Annotated in this window: 23 protein-coding genes and 1 other annotated feature; all 23 genes read right to left on the reverse strand. The window is 36.9% G+C overall.

What is annotated here, in order from left to right:
- The 23 genes from EDD72_RS00240 to EDD72_RS00350 all read right to left on the reverse strand — a co-directional run bounded on the left by EDD72_RS00240 (position 1) and on the right by EDD72_RS00350 (position 21,520).
- A complete protein-coding gene (locus tag EDD72_RS00240) occupies positions 1–1,281 on the reverse strand; it encodes a dihydroorotase (protein WP_132766630.1) in 1,281 nt (426 codons plus the stop codon).
- Complete coding sequence (locus EDD72_RS00245; RefSeq protein WP_132766631.1) at positions 1,215–2,174, reverse strand: aspartate carbamoyltransferase catalytic subunit; 960 nt, start codon at positions 2,172–2,174, stop codon at positions 1,215–1,217. The genes EDD72_RS00240 and EDD72_RS00245 overlap by 67 nt, the downstream gene beginning before the upstream one ends.
- Positions 2,175–2,478: 304 nt before the next feature.
- Positions 2,479–3,810, reverse strand: a complete 1,332-nt coding sequence (gene uraA / locus EDD72_RS00250) for a uracil permease (RefSeq protein ID WP_132766632.1) — start codon at positions 3,808–3,810, stop codon at positions 2,479–2,481.
- Between the two features lie 184 nt (positions 3,811–3,994).
- Positions 3,995–4,540, reverse strand: a complete 546-nt coding sequence (pyrR, locus tag EDD72_RS00255) for a bifunctional pyr operon transcriptional regulator/uracil phosphoribosyltransferase PyrR (protein WP_132766633.1) — start codon at positions 4,538–4,540, stop codon at positions 3,995–3,997.
- Between the two features lie 241 nt (positions 4,541–4,781).
- Positions 4,782–5,711: an RluA family pseudouridine synthase gene (locus tag EDD72_RS00260; protein WP_132766634.1), complete on the reverse strand. Its 930-nt coding sequence runs from the start codon at positions 5,709–5,711 to the stop codon at positions 4,782–4,784.
- Positions 5,712–5,724: 13 nt separating this feature from the next.
- Complete coding sequence (lspA, locus tag EDD72_RS00265) at positions 5,725–6,168, reverse strand: signal peptidase II (RefSeq protein ID WP_132766635.1); 444 nt, start codon at positions 6,166–6,168, stop codon at positions 5,725–5,727.
- A 171-nt stretch (positions 6,169–6,339) separates the two neighbouring features.
- Positions 6,340–7,080, reverse strand: coding sequence for a TraR/DksA C4-type zinc finger protein (locus EDD72_RS00270; RefSeq protein ID WP_132766636.1), 741 nt, complete (start codon positions 7,078–7,080; stop codon positions 6,340–6,342).
- A 19-nt stretch (positions 7,081–7,099) separates the two neighbouring features.
- Positions 7,100–7,504, reverse strand: coding sequence for a DUF5665 domain-containing protein (locus EDD72_RS00275; protein ID WP_243643729.1), 405 nt, complete (start codon positions 7,502–7,504; stop codon positions 7,100–7,102).
- A 166-nt stretch (positions 7,505–7,670) separates the two neighbouring features.
- The gene (gene ileS, locus EDD72_RS00280; RefSeq protein WP_132766637.1) at positions 7,671–10,439 is read right to left on the reverse strand and encodes an isoleucine--tRNA ligase; all 2,769 of its coding nucleotides are present in this window, start codon (positions 10,437–10,439) and stop codon (positions 7,671–7,673) included.
- Positions 10,440–10,518: 79 nt separating this feature from the next.
- Positions 10,519–10,732, reverse strand: a binding site (T-box leader).
- 52 nt (positions 10,733–10,784) lie between these two features.
- Entirely contained in the window at positions 10,785–11,288 is a 504-nt protein-coding gene (locus EDD72_RS00285; protein ID WP_132766638.1) for a DivIVA domain-containing protein, read from the reverse strand.
- A 98-nt stretch (positions 11,289–11,386) separates the two neighbouring features.
- The gene (locus tag EDD72_RS00290; RefSeq protein WP_132766639.1) at positions 11,387–12,169 is read right to left on the reverse strand and encodes a YlmH family RNA-binding protein; all 783 of its coding nucleotides are present in this window, start codon (positions 12,167–12,169) and stop codon (positions 11,387–11,389) included.
- A gap of 5 nt (positions 12,170–12,174) precedes the next feature.
- Positions 12,175–12,453 (reverse strand): YggT family protein, encoded by a 279-nt coding sequence (locus tag EDD72_RS00295; RefSeq protein WP_207893599.1) that lies wholly within the window; start codon positions 12,451–12,453, stop codon positions 12,175–12,177.
- Positions 12,454–12,480: 27 nt separating this feature from the next.
- Positions 12,481–12,888 carry a cell division protein SepF gene (locus tag EDD72_RS00300; protein ID WP_132766821.1) on the reverse strand — a complete coding sequence of 136 codons (408 nt, stop codon included), beginning with the start codon at positions 12,886–12,888 and terminating at the stop codon, positions 12,481–12,483.
- A 21-nt stretch (positions 12,889–12,909) separates the two neighbouring features.
- Positions 12,910–13,590 (reverse strand): YggS family pyridoxal phosphate-dependent enzyme, encoded by a 681-nt coding sequence (locus tag EDD72_RS00305; protein WP_132766640.1) that lies wholly within the window; start codon positions 13,588–13,590, stop codon positions 12,910–12,912.
- Positions 13,591–13,594: 4 nt separating this feature from the next.
- A complete protein-coding gene (pgeF, locus tag EDD72_RS00310; protein ID WP_132766641.1) occupies positions 13,595–14,425 on the reverse strand; it encodes a peptidoglycan editing factor PgeF in 831 nt (276 codons plus the stop codon).
- A gap of 157 nt (positions 14,426–14,582) precedes the next feature.
- Positions 14,583–14,876 carry a YlmC/YmxH family sporulation protein gene (locus tag EDD72_RS00315; protein WP_132766822.1) on the reverse strand — a complete coding sequence of 98 codons (294 nt, stop codon included), beginning with the start codon at positions 14,874–14,876 and terminating at the stop codon, positions 14,583–14,585.
- A 72-nt stretch (positions 14,877–14,948) separates the two neighbouring features.
- Entirely contained in the window at positions 14,949–15,728 is a 780-nt protein-coding gene (gene sigG / locus EDD72_RS00320) for an RNA polymerase sporulation sigma factor SigG (RefSeq protein WP_132766642.1), read from the reverse strand.
- Between the two features lie 64 nt (positions 15,729–15,792).
- Complete coding sequence (gene sigE / locus EDD72_RS00325) at positions 15,793–16,515, reverse strand: RNA polymerase sporulation sigma factor SigE (protein ID WP_132766643.1); 723 nt, start codon at positions 16,513–16,515, stop codon at positions 15,793–15,795.
- Between the two features lie 27 nt (positions 16,516–16,542).
- Positions 16,543–17,454 carry a sigma-E processing peptidase SpoIIGA gene (gene spoIIGA / locus EDD72_RS00330; RefSeq protein WP_132766644.1) on the reverse strand — a complete coding sequence of 304 codons (912 nt, stop codon included), beginning with the start codon at positions 17,452–17,454 and terminating at the stop codon, positions 16,543–16,545.
- Between the two features lie 392 nt (positions 17,455–17,846).
- Positions 17,847–18,947 carry a cell division protein FtsZ gene (gene ftsZ, locus EDD72_RS00335; RefSeq protein ID WP_132766645.1) on the reverse strand — a complete coding sequence of 367 codons (1,101 nt, stop codon included), beginning with the start codon at positions 18,945–18,947 and terminating at the stop codon, positions 17,847–17,849.
- Positions 18,948–18,989: 42 nt separating this feature from the next.
- A complete protein-coding gene (gene ftsA / locus EDD72_RS00340; RefSeq protein WP_132766646.1) occupies positions 18,990–20,240 on the reverse strand; it encodes a cell division protein FtsA in 1,251 nt (416 codons plus the stop codon).
- A gap of 204 nt (positions 20,241–20,444) precedes the next feature.
- The gene (locus EDD72_RS00345) at positions 20,445–20,804 is read right to left on the reverse strand and encodes a small basic family protein (RefSeq protein ID WP_132766647.1); all 360 of its coding nucleotides are present in this window, start codon (positions 20,802–20,804) and stop codon (positions 20,445–20,447) included.
- Positions 20,804–21,520 carry a DUF881 domain-containing protein gene (locus EDD72_RS00350; protein WP_132766648.1) on the reverse strand — a complete coding sequence of 239 codons (717 nt, stop codon included), beginning with the start codon at positions 21,518–21,520 and terminating at the stop codon, positions 20,804–20,806. Before EDD72_RS00350 ends, EDD72_RS00345 begins: the two co-directional genes overlap by 1 nt.
- Between the last annotated feature and the right edge of the window lies 1 nt (position 21,521).

A 21,521-nucleotide genomic window follows, 5' to 3' on the forward strand; every position in this document is an offset into this window, starting at 1 on the left:
TTATTCCTCCTTCTCTTCCCAGACAATTTTTCCGTTGACGATTGTCATTACTGGCCATCCCTGTAATTTCCAGCCAAAAAAGGGGGTATTTTTGCCCTTTGATACAAATTGTGTAGGATCGACAGATTGGATTTTTTCTAGGTCGATGACAGTTATATCCGCAATGCTTCCTTTTTCAATCTTTCCAAGAGTTAATCCTAACAACGAGGCTGGTTTTATGGTTAACGAATCGATGAGTTGTTCTAATGAGATCAGATGATGTTTTACTAGATTTGTAAACAAAAGAGGAAAGGCGATCTCTAGTCCCACGATGCCAAAAGGAGCTTCTAATAGTCCTTTTCCTTTTTCTTGTTCTGTATGGGGAGCGTGATCGGTGGCGATCATATCAATCGTCCCGTCTTTTAACCCCTTAATCAAGGCTTGACGATCTTCTTCTGTTCGTAAGGGAGGATTCATCTTAAATTGTGAATACGGCTCTTTAAGATCATCTTCAGTTAAGACCAGATGATGAGGTGTCACCTCAACTGTGACATTCACCCCTCTTGCTTTTGCTTCACGGATCAATTCAACAGATCGTTTACTGCTTACATGACATACATGGTAGTGAACACCAGTTATTTCCGCCAAGATTAAATCCCGCGCTAACTGGATGTACTCTGCTTCTGCGGGTATACCTGGTACTCCCAACTCATTTGCCTTTCTTCCGTCGTGAATGACTCCACCATTAGTAAGGTCAATATCCTCACAGTGAGCAAGAATGGGTACGCCCAAGGTTTTCGCTATCTCCATGGCCTGTTTCATCAAACCTGACGATTTCACACCTCTTCCATCATCAGAAAAGCCAACTGCTCCTTTCTCTTTCATCCCAAATAGATCAGCTAATTCTTGTCCTTCTTGTTTCTTTGTAATCGCACCAATCGGTAATACTTTTGCAAAACCTGCTTGTTCGCTTTTCGTTAGAACATAGGTAATAAGTTCAGCTTGATCGATGACTGGTTTGGTATTTGGCATAGAAGCAATGGTTGTAAACCCACCCTTGACTGCTGCTTTTGCCCCTGTCTTGATGGTTTCTTTCTCTTCATATCCTGGTTCACGTAAATGAACATGGACATCGATAAATCCTGGTACAACGATCTTCCCACTAGCATAAACAATTTGATCTTCCATCTTAGGGATGATCTCTTCTTTGATTTCCTGAATTACCTCACCTTCAATTAGGATATCTCCCTGAATCCACTGATTCCGATACCATACATTTCCTTGTTTGATAATGATTCCCATCTTAAATTTCCCTCCAATGCTCGTTCAATAACAGCCATTCGAACCCATACTCCATTATGAATTTGTTCAAAGATTTTTGACTGAGGATGATCAACGACTTCATCGTCCATCTCCAATCCGCGATTCACTGGTGCAGGGTGCAAGATGATGGCATGAGGCTGAAGATATTTTAAACGTTCTCTTGTGAAACCAAATTCTGCTCGATAGCTCTCTTTTGAAGAGATATAGTTCATCTTTTGCCGTTCAAATTGAATTCGTAGCATCATGACCACATCGGCATTTTGAATCGCTTCATCAATAGGTAGAATCGTTCCTTCTAAAGAATCATCCATCAATGCATCTGGTCCGCTAAAGATCAGCTGTGCCCCCAACCTTTTTAAAAGTGCCGCATTGGAATGGGCAACACGACTATGGGATATGTCACCGATGATGACGATTCTAAGCCCTTTTACTGTGTGAAAATATTTACGAATGGTATATAAATCTAATAATGCTTGAGTGGGATGTTCAATCCTTCCTTCACCAGCATTAATAATTTTTAGAGATACTTTTTCAGATAGCTTCCTTAGTAACCCTTCTTCAGAAATTCGAATCACTGCTGCCTCTACTCCTTGTGATTCAAGTGTTCTTAACGTATCTAACAGCGACTCTCCCTTTATGATACTCGATACACTTTGTTGAAACTGAAGAACTTCTGCTCCTAACCGTTTTTCTGCGATCTCAAAGGAGAAACGTGTTCTTGTACTTGGTTCCAAAAACAGATTCGCAACAAAACGATTTTGAAACTGTGGACGTATAAATGGATGATATTGTTCATAATATTTCGCTCTATGAATGATTTTTTCTATCTCGTCATTGGTTAAATCATCAATACTTAACAGATGTTGACCCATTTTCTCTCACTCCCTACATGGACTTATATCCTACATCAAAGCATAAAAAAAGATCTTCTTACGGTTGGTAAGAAGATCCTCAGACACACATACTTATTCCATTTTTCACTCGATGTTTTACTTTCACGTTTTTAGACAGAAGGAAAGATATGATGATCCTAATCGCACATCAATCGAGTAAAAATGGGAATATGACTATAAGATGAAGAACCTTACCAGCCTCTCTGGACTGCTTTAAAGTTTCTTTTGTTTTCATTTATGAACAAGGTGTCATTCTGCCTCCTTGGGTTTTAGCTTTTTTCACTTATAAACTTTCTTTTACTGTTTTTGCATTGAGCGAGCGTTGTGTCCTGACATCTATCTCATCAGCTTCTATTTCAATTTCTACTTGCTGATTCTTTGGTAATACGAGGTTAAGAATCACGCCGATAATCGTTGCCAAAGCCATTCCTTCAATATCTACATGAATTCCTTTTAAATGAAGAGCTGCATTTCCGACACCGATCACCATAATAACAGAAGAGATGACAAGGTTTCGTTTATCACTATAATCAATGCCATTTTCTACTAACATTCTTAGACCCGCTGAGGCAATGATTCCAAATAAGAGAATGGATACCCCACCCATTACTGGCGTTGGTATTGTCGTGATTAATGCTCCTAATTTTCCAATAAAGGCAAAGCTCATCGCGAAGATTGCAGCTCCTGCAATAACAAATATACTGTATACACGGGTTATTGCCATTACACCAATGTTTTCCCCATATGTGGTGTTAGGAGGTCCACCAATTAGTGCAGCAATTGAAGTTGCTACCCCATCTCCAAGAATCGACCGATGTAATCCGGGGTCCTTCACCAAATCTCGATCCATAATGCTTCCCGTTACCATTAAATGCCCAATGTGTTCCGTAATTGTTACTAAGGCTACTGGTGCCATAATAATTGCCGCTTTCCATGAAAACTCAGGTGTTGTAAATGTAGGGATTGCAAACCATGGGGCTTCATAAACCTTGGTTAAATCCACGATACCAGCTAATAATGAGATGATATATCCACCAATAATTCCTAGTAGAATTGGTATTACACCCAAGAACCCACGAAACACAGTACTTGCTACCACGGCAATGGATAGAGTAGCTAAGGCAATTAAAAAGTGTTTTAATGAATAAACCGTTTGCCCGTTCACAGTGACATTCATCGCCATATCAACAGCGACAGTGGCTAGACCTAATCCGATTACAATAACCACAGAGCCAATGACGACTGGTGGTAAAATTTTATGAATCCAATCAGAACCAAATTTGAAGATAATTAATGCAACAATGGCATAGATAATACCTGCAAAAAACGATCCAAACATCGCTGCCCCCATTCCATCCGCTTTTGACACGCTGATAATTGGAGCGATAAAAGCAAAGGATGACCCTAGATAGGCTGGAATTTTACCCTTTGTGATAATCAAATAGGCTAATGTTCCGATACCACTTGAAAGAAGTGCGACAGATGGATTTAACCCTGTTAATATTGGAACTAAAATCGTTGCACCAAACATTGCAAACAAATGTTGAAAACTCAGTGGAATCCATCTTAAAAGATTAGGCATTTCATTCACATCTAATACAGGTTTTTTACTCATTTTTTCCTCCTCTTTCTTTCTCATTAACTTTGTCTTGTCTGCATTCGGTTTGTCAGAGGTTTTTTTATTAGATTTTTCTCTACAAAAAAAACCTCTTTTCGAGGCGAAAGAGGTTCGTTCGCAGGGTGTGTTTTTCAACTATTCCCTTGCGATTTGAACCCTTGCCAGCCTCTCTGGACTGATTTTAAAGGGTAGTCTTTTGTTGTATGATCACTTGTTCCTTTTGATCCACTTCTTTTAACTGAACAGCAATCATTTCTTGTTTAGAAGTTGGGATGTTTTTTCCAACATAATCTGGACGAATTGGAAGTTCCCGATGTCCCCGATCAATTAGAACTGCTAATTGAATTAATTGTGGACGACCAATGTCGATCAAAGCGTCCAATGCTGCACGAACGGTGCGACCTGTATAAAGAACATCATCGACTAATACAACTTTCTTTAGTCCAATGCTAAAATCAATCTTGCTACCTTGGATGAGTGGCTGATCACTTTTTTCAGATAAGTCATCCCGATAAAGTGTGATATCTAATTCACCAATCGGTAGTTCTTGCCCTTCGATTTTCTTTATTCTTTCACGTAGTCGTTGAGCCAAATAAATTCCCCTAGTCTTAATCCCTATAAGGACAAGATCTTCTGTTCCTTTGTTCTTCTCCAAGATTTCATGCGCAATCCTTATTAATGCTCGATTGATTGCTGCTTCATCTAATAGTACTCTCTCTTTTACCATTCGTCACACCTCCTTTAGATCGATTTCTTGGTGACCGCATAAAAAATGCTTTTGCCATGAGAGGCAAAAGCTTTTGATGATAGGACTATACATTATCCCTTATGATCCGATCACCTTTTCAGCCTCTCTGGACTGACTTAAAGGAACTTCAATTGTCATCATTATTATCATCTATCTATACGGATATGTCAAACCTTTTTTAACTAGGTTTGTATATTCCTACGCGCTCCATCGAGTTCCATTAATGTTTTGTTCTCAACTGTTCTAACAAACGATCCATATCTTCAGGCAGTTCTGAATCAAATTCTAAATACTCTCCTGTACGTGGATGTTCAAACCCCAACACCTTAGCATGTAAAGCCTGTCCATCAATATTCAATGTTCTCTTCGGGCCATACAGTGGATCTCCAACTAATGGATGACCAATATATTGCATATGTACACGTATTTGATGCGTTCTACCCGTTTCTAATTTGCATTCGATTAAGGTATAACCTTCAAACCGTTCTTTCACGATAAAATGAGTAACAGCATGTTTACTATTTTTATGAACGACAGCCATTTTTTTTCGATCTTTGGGATCTCGACCAATTGGCGCGTCCACAGTCCCAAGATCGTGAGGAATGTTTCCGTGAACTAATGCTACATACACACGATGAACGATATGATCTTTGAGTTGACGAGCTAAAGATTCATGGGCTAAATCATTTTTCGCCACCATGATTAAGCCTGAAGTATCCTTATCAATCCGATGAACGATACCAGGTCTTAGCACACCATTTATCCCTGATAGATCTTTTATATGATAAAGGAGAGCATTGACCAAAGTTCCTGAATAATGGCCAGGTGCTGGATGAACAACAAGGCCTCTTGGTTTGTTAATGACAACTACATCCTGATCTTGATAGACGATATCTAGTGGTATATTTTCAGGTTCGATTTCTAAATCCTTTTGTGGAGGAATTTTTACTACAATCTCATCCTCTTCATTTACCTTGTAATTGGCCTTTACTTCTTTCTCATTTACCGTTACATGTCCTTCTTTAATCCATTGTTGAATCTGTGATCTTGACCATTCCGCAAATTGCTCAACTAAAAATTTATCGATCCGTTCTCCTGCGTGATCAGAATCAATCGTCCATTCGTATTTCTCAAACCTTTCCACATTCATTTCTCCATTTCTACTAAACTGATTTTGTAAAAAATAGTTCCCAAATAACGAAAATCACTCCGATTGTAATTGCAGAATCAGCAATATTAAAGATCGCAAAATTAATAATTCGAACATCAATAAAATCGATCACTTCACCGGTTAAAACACGATCGATTAGATTCCCAATCGCTCCACCTAAAATTAATGCTAAACCTAATGCGAATAACTTTTGTGTATATCGAATTTGCCAAATATAATAAACTAAGAAAATCACTACAACTAAAGTTAAAATAATAAAAAAAACACGTTGATTTTGTAAAATACTAAAAGCAGCACCTCGATTACGAGTGGATGTAATATGAAACCAACCTTCGATTAATGGGATACTCTCATACAAAGCCATGTTATGTACAACCATCCATTTACTTAGTTGATCAATAAGTACAACGACGAATGAGACGATATAGTATAACAATATCGGTTCCTCCTCTGTTTTTTCTCTTGCCAATTGTAGCATAGTATTGATTAAAATCACAACTTATGCGACTATTTTACCAGTAGTATTCAATTATAAATTCTGTTTTTCTGAACATTTTAACCAGAAAAAAGTCCCCTTTTTCTTGCTTAGGGGACTTAAAAATTTTATTTATTTTTCATTTTCATTTTTATCATCGATATGAATTTCTGCGATTCCTTCTTCACCTTCATGACTCTTTATGTACGCCTCATAGACTTCATTTCGTACAACATCTATATGGTCAACACTTGGGCTTCCTGTGATATCTGTAACAAGAAAACCCTCTATCTGATCCACATATCCATCAGGCTCATCACTTTCAATCCAAGTATGGTTATAATCCATCGCATTTGCAAAATAATCAGCGGAATTGGATGTACCATAACGGGCCACAGTTTGCCATGCATCCTCGCCATCAAACTCTGTCTCATTCACCTTTCCATCAAAGCTTGTTCTTCCAAATGGGGGCCTCAGGAATTGTTCCTCTATTGGACGTTGGATGGAGATCTCGTTATTTGTTTGATGCTTTATACAATATTTCGCATAAGGGATTGCTTCTAACCGTTCTTTTGGAATCTCTTGATGACAAGTTACGCAATAACCATATGTTCCATTTTCAAAGCGTTGTAATGCTTCATCCACTAAATCAAGAATATGCCGTTCATTTTCTTGTAATGCGATGTCTTTTCCACGTTCAAATACTTCTGTTCCAATATCGGCTGGATGATTATCATAACTCGTTAATTCTCCAATCGAATCATTCAGATTCTCATCTAAGCCAAAGCTATTGTTCACTTGGAACTGGTGTAGAATTGAATTTCTTTCTGCGAGTAATAATTCCTTAAAATGTGCCAAGTCCTTTTTATCCATCAATAAAAACACCTCTTTTTCACCGAAAACTTCGATCCATATTTAATTGTGCTTGAACAATTTTTACGATATCTGCTATATAATCCCCTATAATCGGCAAATTTAATGCACCCAATCTTTGTAAAATATAAATAATCGTTGCCGCAAACACTGTAAATCCTAAAGCAATCCCAATTCCTCGAGCAATTCCTGAAACAAGATTTAATATAAATAAACGTCGAGGTCGATTCAATAATGCAACATAATCGGCAATCTGAACTCGCTCTAGTTGAACCCCTAATTCGTCAACCTTCTTTCCAATCCATTCTAAAGAATAGTGCTTTTCCTCGTTCCTATTCTTTTCAACATCGTTTATTTCAGCATCTTTTATTTCATTTACGTCTTTTAGATCTTTGTCACCATTATTGCGAGGCTTATCGTTCATCTCCCTACCTCCTATGTCATTATCCATAGTTTACGCATTTTTACCATATCTACACATGCAGGAACAAAATTTGCTCAATAATAAGAACAAAAAGAAAAAACTTGGCATGATAACACAAAAAAGCTTAGGACACGGATATCCTAAGCTTTTATTATTGTCGATTCACTTACTCTGCAACTAAATGACTGTAATGTTTCTCTACAATATCTGCACAACTTGGGCAGAGTTCTTCATGTTTCTTACCAACCTCTGGGCTTACTACCCAACAACGTTGACACTTCTCTCCTTCCGCAGGCTGAACTAGAACGCTAATCCCTTCTAGTTGCATTGCTTCTGCTGGAGCTACATGTTCATGGACATATACTTGGGAAACGATAAATAACTTATCTAACTCATCAAATTGACTTAGAAGCTCCGCAACTTCTTTAGAAGGATAGATGTTCACCGCTGCTTGTAAGGAATGACCAATGACTTTATCTTTTCTTGCCACTTCTAAGGCTTTTAAGACTTCGTCACGAACGTTTAAGAATTGATTCCATTTTACCATTAATTTTTGATCAACTTCAATATGGGACCAATTAGGCATTTCTGTTAATTGAACACTGATCTCCTCAATACTAGGAATATACTTCCATACTTCATCAGCAGTATGTGGAAGGATTGGTGCAATTAGTTTTACCAAGGCCAATAACACTTCATAAAGTACCGTTTGTGCGGCCTTTCTTGAAGGAGAGTGCATCGGTTCAATGTAAAGACGATCCTTAATAATATCTAAGTAGAATGCACTCATATCGACAGTACAGAAGTTATGAATCGACTGATAAACAGTATGGAACTCATACTCATCATACGCTTTGATCGCTTTTTCAATGAGTTGCTTTGTTTTCATCATAGCAAATTTATCCAACTCATTCATTTTTTCAAGTGGTACAGGATCTTTTTTAGGATCAAACCCTTCTAAATTACCGACTAAGAAACGCAGAGTGTTGCGAATCTTACGATAAACTTCTGAGATCTGTTTCAAAATATTATCAGAAATGCGTACATCTGCTTGGTAGTCAACCGATGCTACCCATAAACGAAGAATATCTGCTCCTAATTGATCCATAATCTTTTGGGGAACAATCACGTTTCCTAATGATTTGGACATTTTTCTACCTTCGCCATCTAATGTAAAGCCATGGCTTAATACCGCCTTGTAAGGTGCTTTTCCTGTTACTGCAACACTTGTTGATAGTGAAGAGTTAAACCAACCACGATATTGGTCAGAACCTTCGAGATAGAGATCAGCTGGACGACGAAGTTCTTCTCGTTGATCAAGGACACCTTCATGACTAGATCCAGAGTCAAACCAAACATCCATAATATCGGTTTCTTTGCGGAAATGTGTTCCACCACAGGATGGACATGTTGTTCCCTCTGGCATCAATTCACTCGCTTCCCTTGCGAACCAAACATTGGTTCCTTCTTTTTCCACCAGTTTGATTAAATGATTGATGGTATCATCATTCAGAATCGTTTCTCCACAATCCTGACAATAGAAAATTGGAATCGGCACACCCCAAATCCGTTGACGGGAAATACACCAATCTCCACGATCAGCGATCATATTGTGAAGACGTTGCTCACCCCAATGTGGTACCCATTTCACATTTTTAATTTCATCCAACATTTGTTGGCGAATCTTATCAATAGAAGCAAACCATTGCTCTGTCGCACGAAAAATCACCGGTTGCTTAGAACGCCAATCATGAGGATATTGGTGTTTGATAAAACCAAGTTTTAACAATTTGCCAGCTTCATCTAGCTTCTTCGTGACTTCTTTGTTGGCATCCTCATAGAACATCCCTTCAAAACCTGGGGCTTCTTTCGTGAACTTCCCTTGATCATCAATCGGCGATAAGACATCAAGGCCATATTTTTGACCAACATAGAAGTCATCTTCCCCGTGCCCAGGTGCAGTATGAACACAACCCGTACCAGCATCTAATGTGACATGTTCACCTAGCATCACTAAAGATGTGCGATCATAGAATGGATGTTTCGCTAAGATACCTTCTAATTCTTCCCCTTTGAATTCTTGAAGGATTTCAACTTCTTCAAAGCCAACTTCCGCTTTCACATGATCTAATAACTCTTTTGCAACAAGGTATTGTTGGTTGTTCGCATTAAAAAGAACATATTGATATTCGGGATGGAGCGAAATTCCTAGGTTCGCAGGAATTGTCCATGGCGTTGTGGTCCAAATCACGATATTCGAACCTTCTGGTAGTTTACCTTTTCCATCTACCACTTCAAATGCCACATAAATAGATGCTGATTTTTTCTCTTTGTACTCAATCTCCGCTTCAGCCAATGCAGACTCTGATGATGGTGACCAATAAACAGGCTTTAATCCTTTATAGATTAAACCTTTTTTCGCCATCTCACCGAAGACTCGAAGTTGTCTAGCTTCATATTCCGGTTTTAAGGTGATATACGGGTTGTCAAAATCACCGCGTACTCCTAGTCGTTTAAACTGACTTTTTTGCTTTTCTACATAAGAAAGAGCATAATCCCGACACATGTTTCGGAACTCGATTGGTCCAATTTCATGACGGTTGATTTTTTGCGTCTTGATAATTGCATGTTCGATCGGCAAACCATGTGTATCCCAGCCAGGAACATACGGGGCATCATATCCTTGCATCGTTTTAAAACGCACGATAAAGTCTTTTAATACCTTATTCAAGGCATGACCGATATGGATATCCCCGTTTGCATAAGGAGGTCCATCATGAAGGATAAACTTTGGTTTTCCTTTTTGTTTTTCTTGAACCATGTGATAGATATCGATTTCATCCCACCATTTTTGGATTTCTGGTTCTTTGTTAGGTAGGTTACCTCGCATTGGAAATTCGGTCTTTAATAGATTTAATGTGTTTGTATAATCCACCCTTCTTCACTCCTTACCATTTATTGATTATCTATTGGATTGAACAAGTCAATAAAATGAAAAAACCTTCCCATCCCAATCTAGGGACGAGAAGGTAACCCGCGGTACCACCCTAATAGCTAAAAAGCCACTCAAAAGAATAACGGTCTAAACCGACTTTTCCTACTCGCAGTACTGCTTTCGGAAAGCAGCTCCTAGGTGATATTTCTATAAAATGAGATTACTAGGCTTACACCATTCCCTAGCTCGCTGAGAATCCATTTTATGAAACGTGTCCCAATCACAGCTTTTTTCTATCAATTTATAATGTAAGAATATACATAATTATAGACAGAAAGTCAATATTTATACGTCAATTTTGTCTTTTTCTACTTTTTCTAGCGGTTCAAGTTGTTCAAGTTCATCCCAAGTCTTTTCACTAAGCATTTCTAACTGTGCTTCTAACAAAGTACGAAAACGCGTCCGATAAATACTTGCTTTTTTCTTTAGTTCTTCAATTTCTAAAGCGATTGTTCTTGATTTAATCAATGCTTCATTAATAATACGATCGGCATTTTTCTCAGCTTCTTTGACGATCAATTGGGCTTCTTTTTTCGCATTCGCTTTTAGTTCTTCAGCCGCCTCTTGCGCAACAATGATTGACTTGCTCAAGCTTTCTTCAATATTGGCAAAATGTTGCAATCTTTCATTCGCCTGAAGGATTTTTTCCTCTAGATCTTTATTTTGACGGATTAATGCTTCATAATCCTTAATAATCTGATCAAGGAATTCATTAACTTCATCTTCATCATAACCACGAAAAGCTTTACTAAATTCTTTATTATGGATATCTAGCGGGGTTAAAGGCACCAAAAACACCTCCAATCAAAATATGTGATCTGTATGATCTGGTCAATTTCAAACTTCGACATTCAAATAAAAAATCCTTCATATTCTTACAATATTTTTTAAATGATTTTACCAACCTTTATCAACATTCGACCTTTTTTCGTGATTCCTTCTTCTTCTAAGAGTTTAAAGCGTCCAAATTTTCTTAGTGAGACCATGTCTCCAACTTCTAATTTATAATCCACTTGGTCAATGATTTGCCAATTCACTTTTACATGTTTTCCCTTAATCCATTCTACTACTTTTGAACGAGATTGGTGAAATACTTGTGCTACTATAGCATCGATCCGCAAAGAAGATACGGAAAATTGTTGAATCTCATATTGAATGGATGGAGGATTCAGTTGATTCCTTGGTATCGACTCTAAATAAATCTTGGTTTTACCAATTTGCTTTAATTCCATTCTCACATAATCTGCCACTTCACTTGCGACGATAAATTGTTTTGTTGTATCCGTGATTAAAATGTCACCAAATTTTTCTCGTTTCAATCCAATATTTAATAAGGCCCCTAACACATTTTGATGTGTAAGTTCAAAAAATTTATTTTCACCTAGAATTTGAAAAAAATGAAGTCCTAATTCTTCTTGATCAAAAATATAATAGGAAGGGGCAATCAGAACCCTTCCTCGCTCTGCTTGTTCATAGCCCCCATCAAAAAACATCGTCAAATCCATGTAAGAATTAACGATGTTTTCGATAATCACCTTTTGTCTTGGATCAACGAAATCAGTTCTGATCGGCTGATGGTTACGCAGAACTCGCTCACAGGAATCGATCATTCTTTCAACAAAGGGTAGCTCTTCTTTACGATAGTGATTCAGTATATGTTCGATCCCCATCGTTGTTACCTCGTCAATACAAAAATATAGTTCAGAATGGATAAGGCACCTAAATAGATAAACTTTAATGCAAATATAGCAACAATCGGAGAAATGTCGATCATACCAATCGGTGGTATGAACCTGCGAAATGGACGTAAATAAGGTTCAACTAATCGAGCCAATAATTCCCCAATTGGACTTTGGGCCATCTGAGGAATCCATGACATTAAAATATACACAAAAATCATGTAAAAATATATATTATACGCAAATTGGATTATTTGTGTTAATAAGGAAATCATGCTGTCACCCTTTACACTTTTATTCTACTATTCTTGGATCATTTCTGTAATTGTACCTTCAATATCAATATTCTCTGGCGTGCAGACAAAAATACTGGCTCCAACTTTTGAAATCTCTCCATTTAAGGCATAGACACACCCACTTAAGAAATCAACCACTCGCCTTGCTTGATCTGAATTCATTCGTTGAAGATTTACGATTACTGGACGATGTGAACGTAAATAATCTGCGATTTGTTGAGCCTCTTCATAGGATCGTGGTTCTGATAAAATCACTTTTACGTTTTTCTGACTATGTAAGCTGATCACGTTATTTTTTTGTTTACGGCTTGGCAAAAATTCTTCTTCTCTTACCCTCTCTTCTGGCTCTTCCATGATCTCTTCATCCTCATCGTTTAAACCAAGAAAACCCATTAATTTCCCCATCATAAAAATTCCTCCACCTTTCATTTTGCTTTAATTTTTAAATAACACGGTTCCTAAACGGATAAAAGTTGCTCCTTCTTCAATCGCAATTTCAAAGTCGTTGGACATCCCCATCGATAACTCTTCTAAAGGCTCTGAAAAAATTTTCTCTTGGTTAATCTGATCTCTCCATTCCCGCAGCCCCCTAAATACAGAGCGAATCAAATCTTGATTCTTAATATTAGGTGCCATTGTCATAAAACCAATGACTTGTATGGAATCATATTGTCGAATTGACTTACAAAAATCGATGAGTTCAGCTGGATTAACACCACCTTTGCTCTCTTCACCGGATATATTTACTTGAATAAAACATTTCACTTTGGTTTGGAGTTGTTTTGCCCGCTTATCGATGGCTTCTGCCAAAGAAAGCCGATCCAAAGAATGAATATAATCGAACTTTCCGATCACTTGTTTCACTTTATTGGTTTGCAAATGACCGATAAAATGCCAAACTCCCATTGATGATAGTGCTTCGTATTTCGGGAGCGCATGTTGAACCCTGTTCTCCCCAATATGCTGAATCCCTAATTCAAGTATTTCCCTCGTTTGCTCGATGTCAACATATTTGGTCACTGCGATCATTTTAATCTCATTTTCGTTTCTTTGGCTAATTTCGCACGCTTTTTTAATTTTTTGCTTTACTTGTTGAATATTTTCCATTAAAGACATCGAATTAATCTTCCTTCCTTAAGCCAATCCAAGCCGCCATTCGACCCGTTTTCCCATGATCTTTTCGGTGAGAGAAAAATAAATGATGATCACAACTTGTACAATATGAAGAAATTTCGATATGATTCGGCAAAATTCCTGCCTGAATTAGTATTTGTTGGTTTAATTTTTTTAAATCTAAATCATAGTGACCGTTTTGCTTATCAAAGATCATTTCTTCTGTAATCATTGAAAAAGTAGATTGTATAGGTTGAATCACTCGAGCATCAACTTCATAACAACATTGTCCAATCGATGGACCAATCGCAACACGAATATCATCACGATTCGAACCATAATGAGTTACAAAAGTTTCAACCATTTTTTCTGCTATTTTCAATTGTGTTCCTTTCCAACCTGCATGAGCAAGACCAATCACTTTTTTTATTGGATCGAGGAAAAATAAAGGAACACAATCCGCATAAAAGGAAGTAAGTAATATATCAGATTCAGAGGTAACAATTCCATCCGTGACTTGGATGGCATCTTCTCTCGTTAACCGACCTTTTCCCCGTTCATTTTTTGAAATGATTTCAATATGATTTCCATGAATCTGTTCTGCTGATGTCCAAGCATCAAAAGAAAAACCTAAAGCATCAGCTAAAATTTTTCGATTTGTAATCACATCTTCTTGATTGTCATTTACATGTAGGGCTAAATTCATCGTCGCGTAAGGTTCTTGACTCACTCCACCTTTTTTCGTACTAAATCCTACAGTTAATCCAGGTACGAGTTTTTGCCAAGAATCAATTACGAAATGTGGAATCGGTTGTTCCTTTAATTGAAACGGTTCCATGTCATGCACTCCTTTACCACATTTTATCATAATGACTTTCATCATTAAATATAGCATATGAACAAGATAAAAATAGGTTTGTATATTTCAACACGCTCCGTTGTTCGTGTATAAAATCAAAAAAAAAGACAAGGAAAATCTCCTTGTCATCGTTCATTTAATATTTTTTAAATGGATCTGAATCCTCATTCGATTCTAAAGATCGAAAAGAGCGATGATCATCCAGTTTCACCAATACCACATCAAGACCAATCTTTACAATATTCCTCCAAGGAATAATATACTCTGTACCATTACCAAAAAGGCCAAACAACTTGCCTTGGTTTGGGATCACCAATGCCTCTACTCGACCAGTTTTTAAATCAATTTCAATATCTTGGACAGTGCCGAGTTTTTTGCCATCATAAATATTGACAACATCCTTCGTCTGGAACTCAGAAATTTTAATCATGTCACTCACCTATCTTTTTCTGGTCTTTTAATATATATATGAAAGATAGGCGAAAAATGTACGAAGATCAAATCAAGATTTAATATGCTTTTGCATTTGGTTAATGGCTGCTTTTTCTAATCTTGATACCTGGGCTTGGGATATCCCAATCTCCCCAGCTACTTCCATCTGAGTCTTGCCTTCATAAAATCGCATCGAAAGAATCATTTTCTCACGATCATTTAATTGTTCAAGAGCTTGTTTTAACGCGATTTCCTCTACCCATTGAACATCTTTATTCTTATCATCGCTAATCTGGTCCATAACATAGATCGGGTCTCCCCCATCATGGTAAATCGGTTCAAATAAGGAAACTGGATCTTGAATCGCGTCTAAAGCAAAGACTACGTCCTCTTTTGGTACATTTAATACCTCGGATATTTCATAAATAGAAGGTTCACAAGCTTTTTGATTCGTTAGTGCATCTCGGACTTGTAAAGCCTTATAGGCGATATCCCTTAAAGATCTAGATACACGAATTGGATTGTTATCTCGAAGATAACGACGGATTTCGCCAATAATCATAGGAACCGCGTAGGTGGAGAATTTCACATTTTGACTTAAGTCAAAGTTATCAATTGCTTTCATTAAACCGATACATCCGACTTGAAATAGATCATCCACATATTCTCCTCGATTATTAAAGCGTTGAATCACGCTTAATACTAATCGAAGATTTCCATTTATGAGTTGTTCTCTCGCAGAAAGATCTCCGTTTTGGAGTTTAACAAATAGTTCTCTCATTACATCGTTTTTTAAGACAGGTAATTTAGATGTATCCACACCGCATATTTCAACTTTGCTTCTTGACATTCTTCTCCCTCCTATCGGAGATACAGATATGTAAAGTATCTCCTTGGAGGGAAAATTTTATGCTTTAGATCATCTTATTAAATTCTTTTCGTAATCGTCTGATTATTCGTTTTTCAAGTCGAGATATATAAGATTGTGAGATTCCTAGCATATCTGCAACATCTTTTTGTGTTTTTTCAACACCATCTTTTAAGCCAAAACGAAGTTCCATAATCATTTTTTCGCGATCACTTAACTTTTCTAATGCTTTTTTTAATAATTTTTTGTCGACTTCATCTTCAATATTGCGGAAGATCGTATCATTTTCTGTGCCTAATATATCAGATAATAATAATTCATTTCCATCCCAATCAATATTTAGCGGTTCATCAAAAGAGACCTCTGTTTTCATTTTATTACTTCGTCGTAAATACATCAGGATTTCATTTTCAATACAACGAGAAGCATAAGTAGCCAATTTAATATTTTTGTCGATATCAAAGGTATTTACCGCTTTAATGAGACCAATCGATCCAATCGAAACCAAATCTTCAATACTTACACCCGTGTTATCAAACTTTCTTGCAATATAAACAACAAGCCGAAGGTTCCTTTCAATTAACATTGATTTGGCCGCCGAATCTCCTGTTGGCAGTTTTTCTAATAGGAGTTCTTCCTCTTCCTTTGTTAACGGAGGTGGAAGGGTATCACTTCCGCCAATATAATAGACTTCCTCTGACTTAAGACCAAGTAAAAATAAAATTCGATACCATACAAGCATCAATTGGATCTTCCATTTTGTAATCATTTGAGACCCCCTTGAATAACGATATTTTTATGATGCAATTAATAATTCCGGATGAATAATCGCTTGATACGACCGATCGATGGACAATAAACCAAAATCTAAGCCAATTAAAACCGTGTTCGTTTCCACTAATTTTTCTCTGTTATGAATCACCACCTTATCTGGACGCAATGCCAATAAAAACTGCATTTCTTTTGCAACACTACGAAATGGAATCAGATGAATCCTAGATAACCAAATTGGATCGATCTGATCAACGATTTGTTCAAACTTCTCTAATTCAAATTCTCGAGAAACAAATGTTTGATAAAGAATATCAGGTAAGAAAGTAAGATCCTTTGCTTCTATGACTAAAACTGGCTTTCGCGTAATGGGGTCATAGAGTTGATTCCCCGTATCAACTAATCCTTTACAATGAAAGAATTGATCCAGTATCGTTAATTCAAGATCGACCAAATCCTGTTGTATGGATGTTTTTCTTTCTATGGAATGGTATGTCTTCTTCGAGAATATCCATACCATGAGTGGTGAAATGACTAGAAAAAGGAAATAGATATATGAACCAGATGAGTGTGTGACATAAATCCCATTGATGATTTCGTGATCAATCTGGAGAAGGTATTGAAGTCCAAATACACCCCCGCCAAAAACAAAGGACACAAAGTAAAATGTTGCGATTGCACGAATAAAATGAACAAGATGAATAAATCGAAAGGAAATCCAAACCATAAGTATAGAAACTATGATTTTGGTTAATAGAAGATGAAAAATGGTAAGAGCAGGCATAAGGAATACAAACGTATAAAAAGCACCAATTCCAGCACTTAAAAATAAATGTAGTTTCTTCACCTTTAAATGAAGGAATTTCCCTGTTGTCCAAAGGATCAAATAATCAATAACAAGATTGAATAAAAAGATCAAATCGGCATAAAAAACCATCTTAGCCGCCCCTTATCCCTATCAACTTTTCAATCTCAATAAGTCCCAAAACTTTTAAGAATGAGAAAAGTATATAATAAAAATATATTCAAAGTCTGTCTAAACTTGCCGACAAGCTCTTATTTTTTTTGTCAACATATCAAATTTTTTAGCGAAAAACCAAAATTTAATATTATAAAAATAGGTTTGTATATTCCAACGCGCTCCGTTGTCCGTGTATTTCTTTTGAATGAAGAACGATAAGAAAGAAATACACTCCCAAAAGCACACAAAGTGTACAAGTCACACTATGCAGCTAAAGCTGCTAGTCGTGCTATGTCACTGCTTATGGAATATACAAACCTAATAATCTTGGCTTGTAAAAAAAATAGACCATTGTGGTCTATTTCAGCTTAGTCAATTGATTTATTTCGGTTTCTTAAAAATGTCGGAATATCAAGGTTATCGCTAATTTGTGAATTAAATGGCTTAATGTTTACATTTCCTTTATTACTTGAATGATGATCCTTCACCGATTTTGAAGAAGGTTGTCCAGTTTTATCATCATCAAAGCCCGTAGCAATCACTGTAACGATGATTTCATCTTTTAGGTTCTCATTGATTACTGCACCAAAAATCATATTCACATCTGGATCAGAAGAAGATGCAACGATATCCGCAGCTTCATTTACTTCGTAAAGACTTAAGTTGGTTCCACCGGTAATATTCATCAATACACCTTTTGCCCCATTGATTGATGTCTCAAGAAGCGGACTACAAATCGCCTTTTTTGCTGCTTCAGCCGCACGATTTTCTCCGGTAGCAATCCCAATACCCATTAAAGCAGAACCTTTTTCTGTCATAATTGTTTTTACATCAGCAAAGTCTAAATTGATTAAACCAGGAACTGCAATTAAATCTGAAATTCCTTGTACCCCTTGACGCAATACATTATCTGCTTGTCTAAAAGCTTCCAACATTGGTGTATTTTTATCCACAATTTCTAATAATCGATCATTTGGAATCACAATTAAGGTATCTACTTTTTCTTTTAGAGCAGCAATACCTAATTCAGCTTGAGCTTGTCTTTTTCTTCCTTCAAAAGTAAATGGACGAGTGACAACACCAACAGTAAGGGCGCCAAGTTCCTTTGCTATCTCTGCAATAACGGGGGCTGCACCGGTTCCTGTTCCACCACCCATACCTGCTGTGACAAAAACCATGTCTGCTCCTTTTAATAGATTTTCAAGGACTTCTCTACTTTCTTCTGCTGCTTTTTTACCGATTTCCGGATTTGCACCAGCTCCTAATCCTCTTGTTAATTTTTCACCAATCTGTGATTTGTGTTCAGCTAATGAACGGTGTAATGCTTGTGCATCTGTATTTACAGCAATAAACTCAACACCTTTTACTCCTGCCTCGATCATACGGTTAACCGCATTGCTTCCTCCGCCGCCGACACCGATTACTTTAATTTGGGCTAATTGCTCCATTTCAAGATCAAATTCTAACATGAATATCCCCCTTACTTATCATAGGAACGCATTTCTTGATGATTAAATAAATTCACTAAACCAATTTTTCACACGTTCAAAAGGGCTTACTCCTTTTGACTTACGAGTAGATTGTTTTGAAGGTGCAGTAGATACGGCTTGTTTCACTTGACTACTTGTTTTTTTGAATCGTTTTGATGCATAGAGGATTAAACCGACTCCACTCGTGTAAGAGGGGTCTCTAACGCCAATGTAATCGGGCATAGAAATTCGTACAGATGAACGAAACTCTTCTTGGGCGATCGATAAAATGCCATTCATCGCAACAACTCCACCTGTTAGAACATAGCCCCCTGCTAATTCATTCGTATAACCCATTCGATAGATTTCTTGTTGAACCAACTCGAACATTTCTCGAACCCGTGGTTCAATAATATAAGCAATGTCTTTTTGACTAAACTCTTTCTCAACATTACTACCAATACGTGCGACTTTAAATCTGACGTCTTCTGAAGCCTCTTCAATACTGGCGATACCATATTTTATTTTGACCCTTTCAGCAATGTCAAGCTGTGTTCGAAGTCCAATCGATATATCATTTGTAATGTATTCCCCCCCAATAGGTAATACACTCATCTTCGCTAAACCACCTTGCTCGTAAACAGAGATTGTGGTTACTCCTTCTCCCATATCGATTAATGCGACTCCAAGATTCATTTCGTCTTTAGATAGAGCAACTTGACTGGTTGCTAATGGCATTAAGATAAACCCAGCTATTTTCAGTCCCGCTTTTTCAATTGTACGTACTAAATTATGTATGATGGTTTTGGCTCCAGTTATAATGGTCGTCTCTACCTCTAGACGGATCCCAATCATTCCACTTGGATCGTTAATATTATTTAAACCATCAACCATAAATTGTTTAGGAACCACATCAATAATCTCCCGATCAGGAGTCAAAGGAATTACTTTTGAGGCCTGAATCACTCGATCTATATCTACATCACCAATTTCCCGATCTTCACTAGATACAGCGACTATGCCATGACCCACTTCTAATTCTATATGATTACCAGAGATACCCACATACACATCTTCTATTGTAATTCCTACCATTCTCTCTGCATGATCCACTGCTTGGCGAATCGATTGTACCGTTTGGTCAATATCGACAATTGCTCCCTTTTTAATTCCAACGGAGTCAGCCGTTCCTACTCCAATGATATTTAATGATCCTTTATTCATTTCGCCAATGATTACTCGAACCTTGGACGTACCGATGTCTAGACTGACTATTACGTCGTTGTTGCCCAACCTGTGGCACCTCCTTCATTTTTTCAATTGATTCAATTCTATTATAAAACGACAAAACAGGTTAACGTAGAACAAAATTGTAATGACACAACTTATTCAAATATACTATTTTTAATTAATTCAACATAATTTCCATTTTCCCTTTTTTTTCGATGATTTTTTCTAATTTTTTTTTAGAAAAAAAAAGAAAATGAACATAAATACCTATCCTTGTGTCTTTTGTCCTGTTTTTGAAAATTTGTCTAACAAAATTCGGCGTATTACTGCAATGTTGTTAAATAATCTCACACCAAAAGCAACAATGGCTGCTAAATAAAGATCAACCCCTAATTGTACGCCTATAAAAACAATACCCGCAGCAAGTAAGGTGTTAAAAAAGAAACCTGATATAAAAACAGTGGTGTCAAACGTTTTTTGCAAATTAGCACGTATACCGCCAAAAACCGTATCTAAAGCAGCCAATACAGCAATGGATAGGTAATTACTATATGCTTCAGGAATATGAATATCAGAATGAAATCCTAAAAAAAGTCCAATAAATAGAGCTAAAATAGGTAGCCACATTATTTTTCACCTGCTTTTACCGGTTTCATATATTTTGGATGGAAGTCGCCTACATAAGCTGGAACTTCAACAACATCACGTTTCTCTATACTCAACTCTTTTTTTAATAGTTTAAAATAATCAAATAACCCAGCCACCTGTAATCCAGCTTTCATATTTTCTTGATCGCCAATGGCATTGATTTGGTAAGGAAAGTGAATAAACTGATTATTCACTTGAATTTGATTTCCTACATTTCGAATCGCTGAATTGGATACAAGTCTTTGGCCATTTATTGAAATCGCTTGGGCCCCATTCGCTAATAATTCGTTCACAAGCGTTCGTAAATCATCATCAACCACTAAATTCTCAATTGCTTGATCAGAGCTCGTTTGACCATTAGATTTTATCGTGATGATCAAACCTTTCCCCTTTACTGGCAGTAAACCAGCCATTATTTCTGCCTTATTTAATTCTTCCTTCATGATATCCGTGGTTTCTTGATTCTTACTATTATTTTTATATTGAGACAAAAGTTCCTGCTTCTTCTCCAAATCTTTTAAAAGAGCCTCTTTTCTTTCCATCTCTTTACTTAGGTCTGTCCGAAGTTCAGTAATATCTCTTGAATTCAAGGTTAATAATTCCTGTGTGGAATGATATTGAATAGAGATCATAAAACCGATCGTCATACTAATTATGGTAATCGCTAATGGTATCTTCCGTTTTAGATGAAACATC

The organism is Tepidibacillus fermentans, assembly GCF_004342885.1.
GTDB classification, from domain to species: domain Bacteria; phylum Bacillota; class Bacilli; order Tepidibacillales; family Tepidibacillaceae; genus Tepidibacillus; species Tepidibacillus fermentans.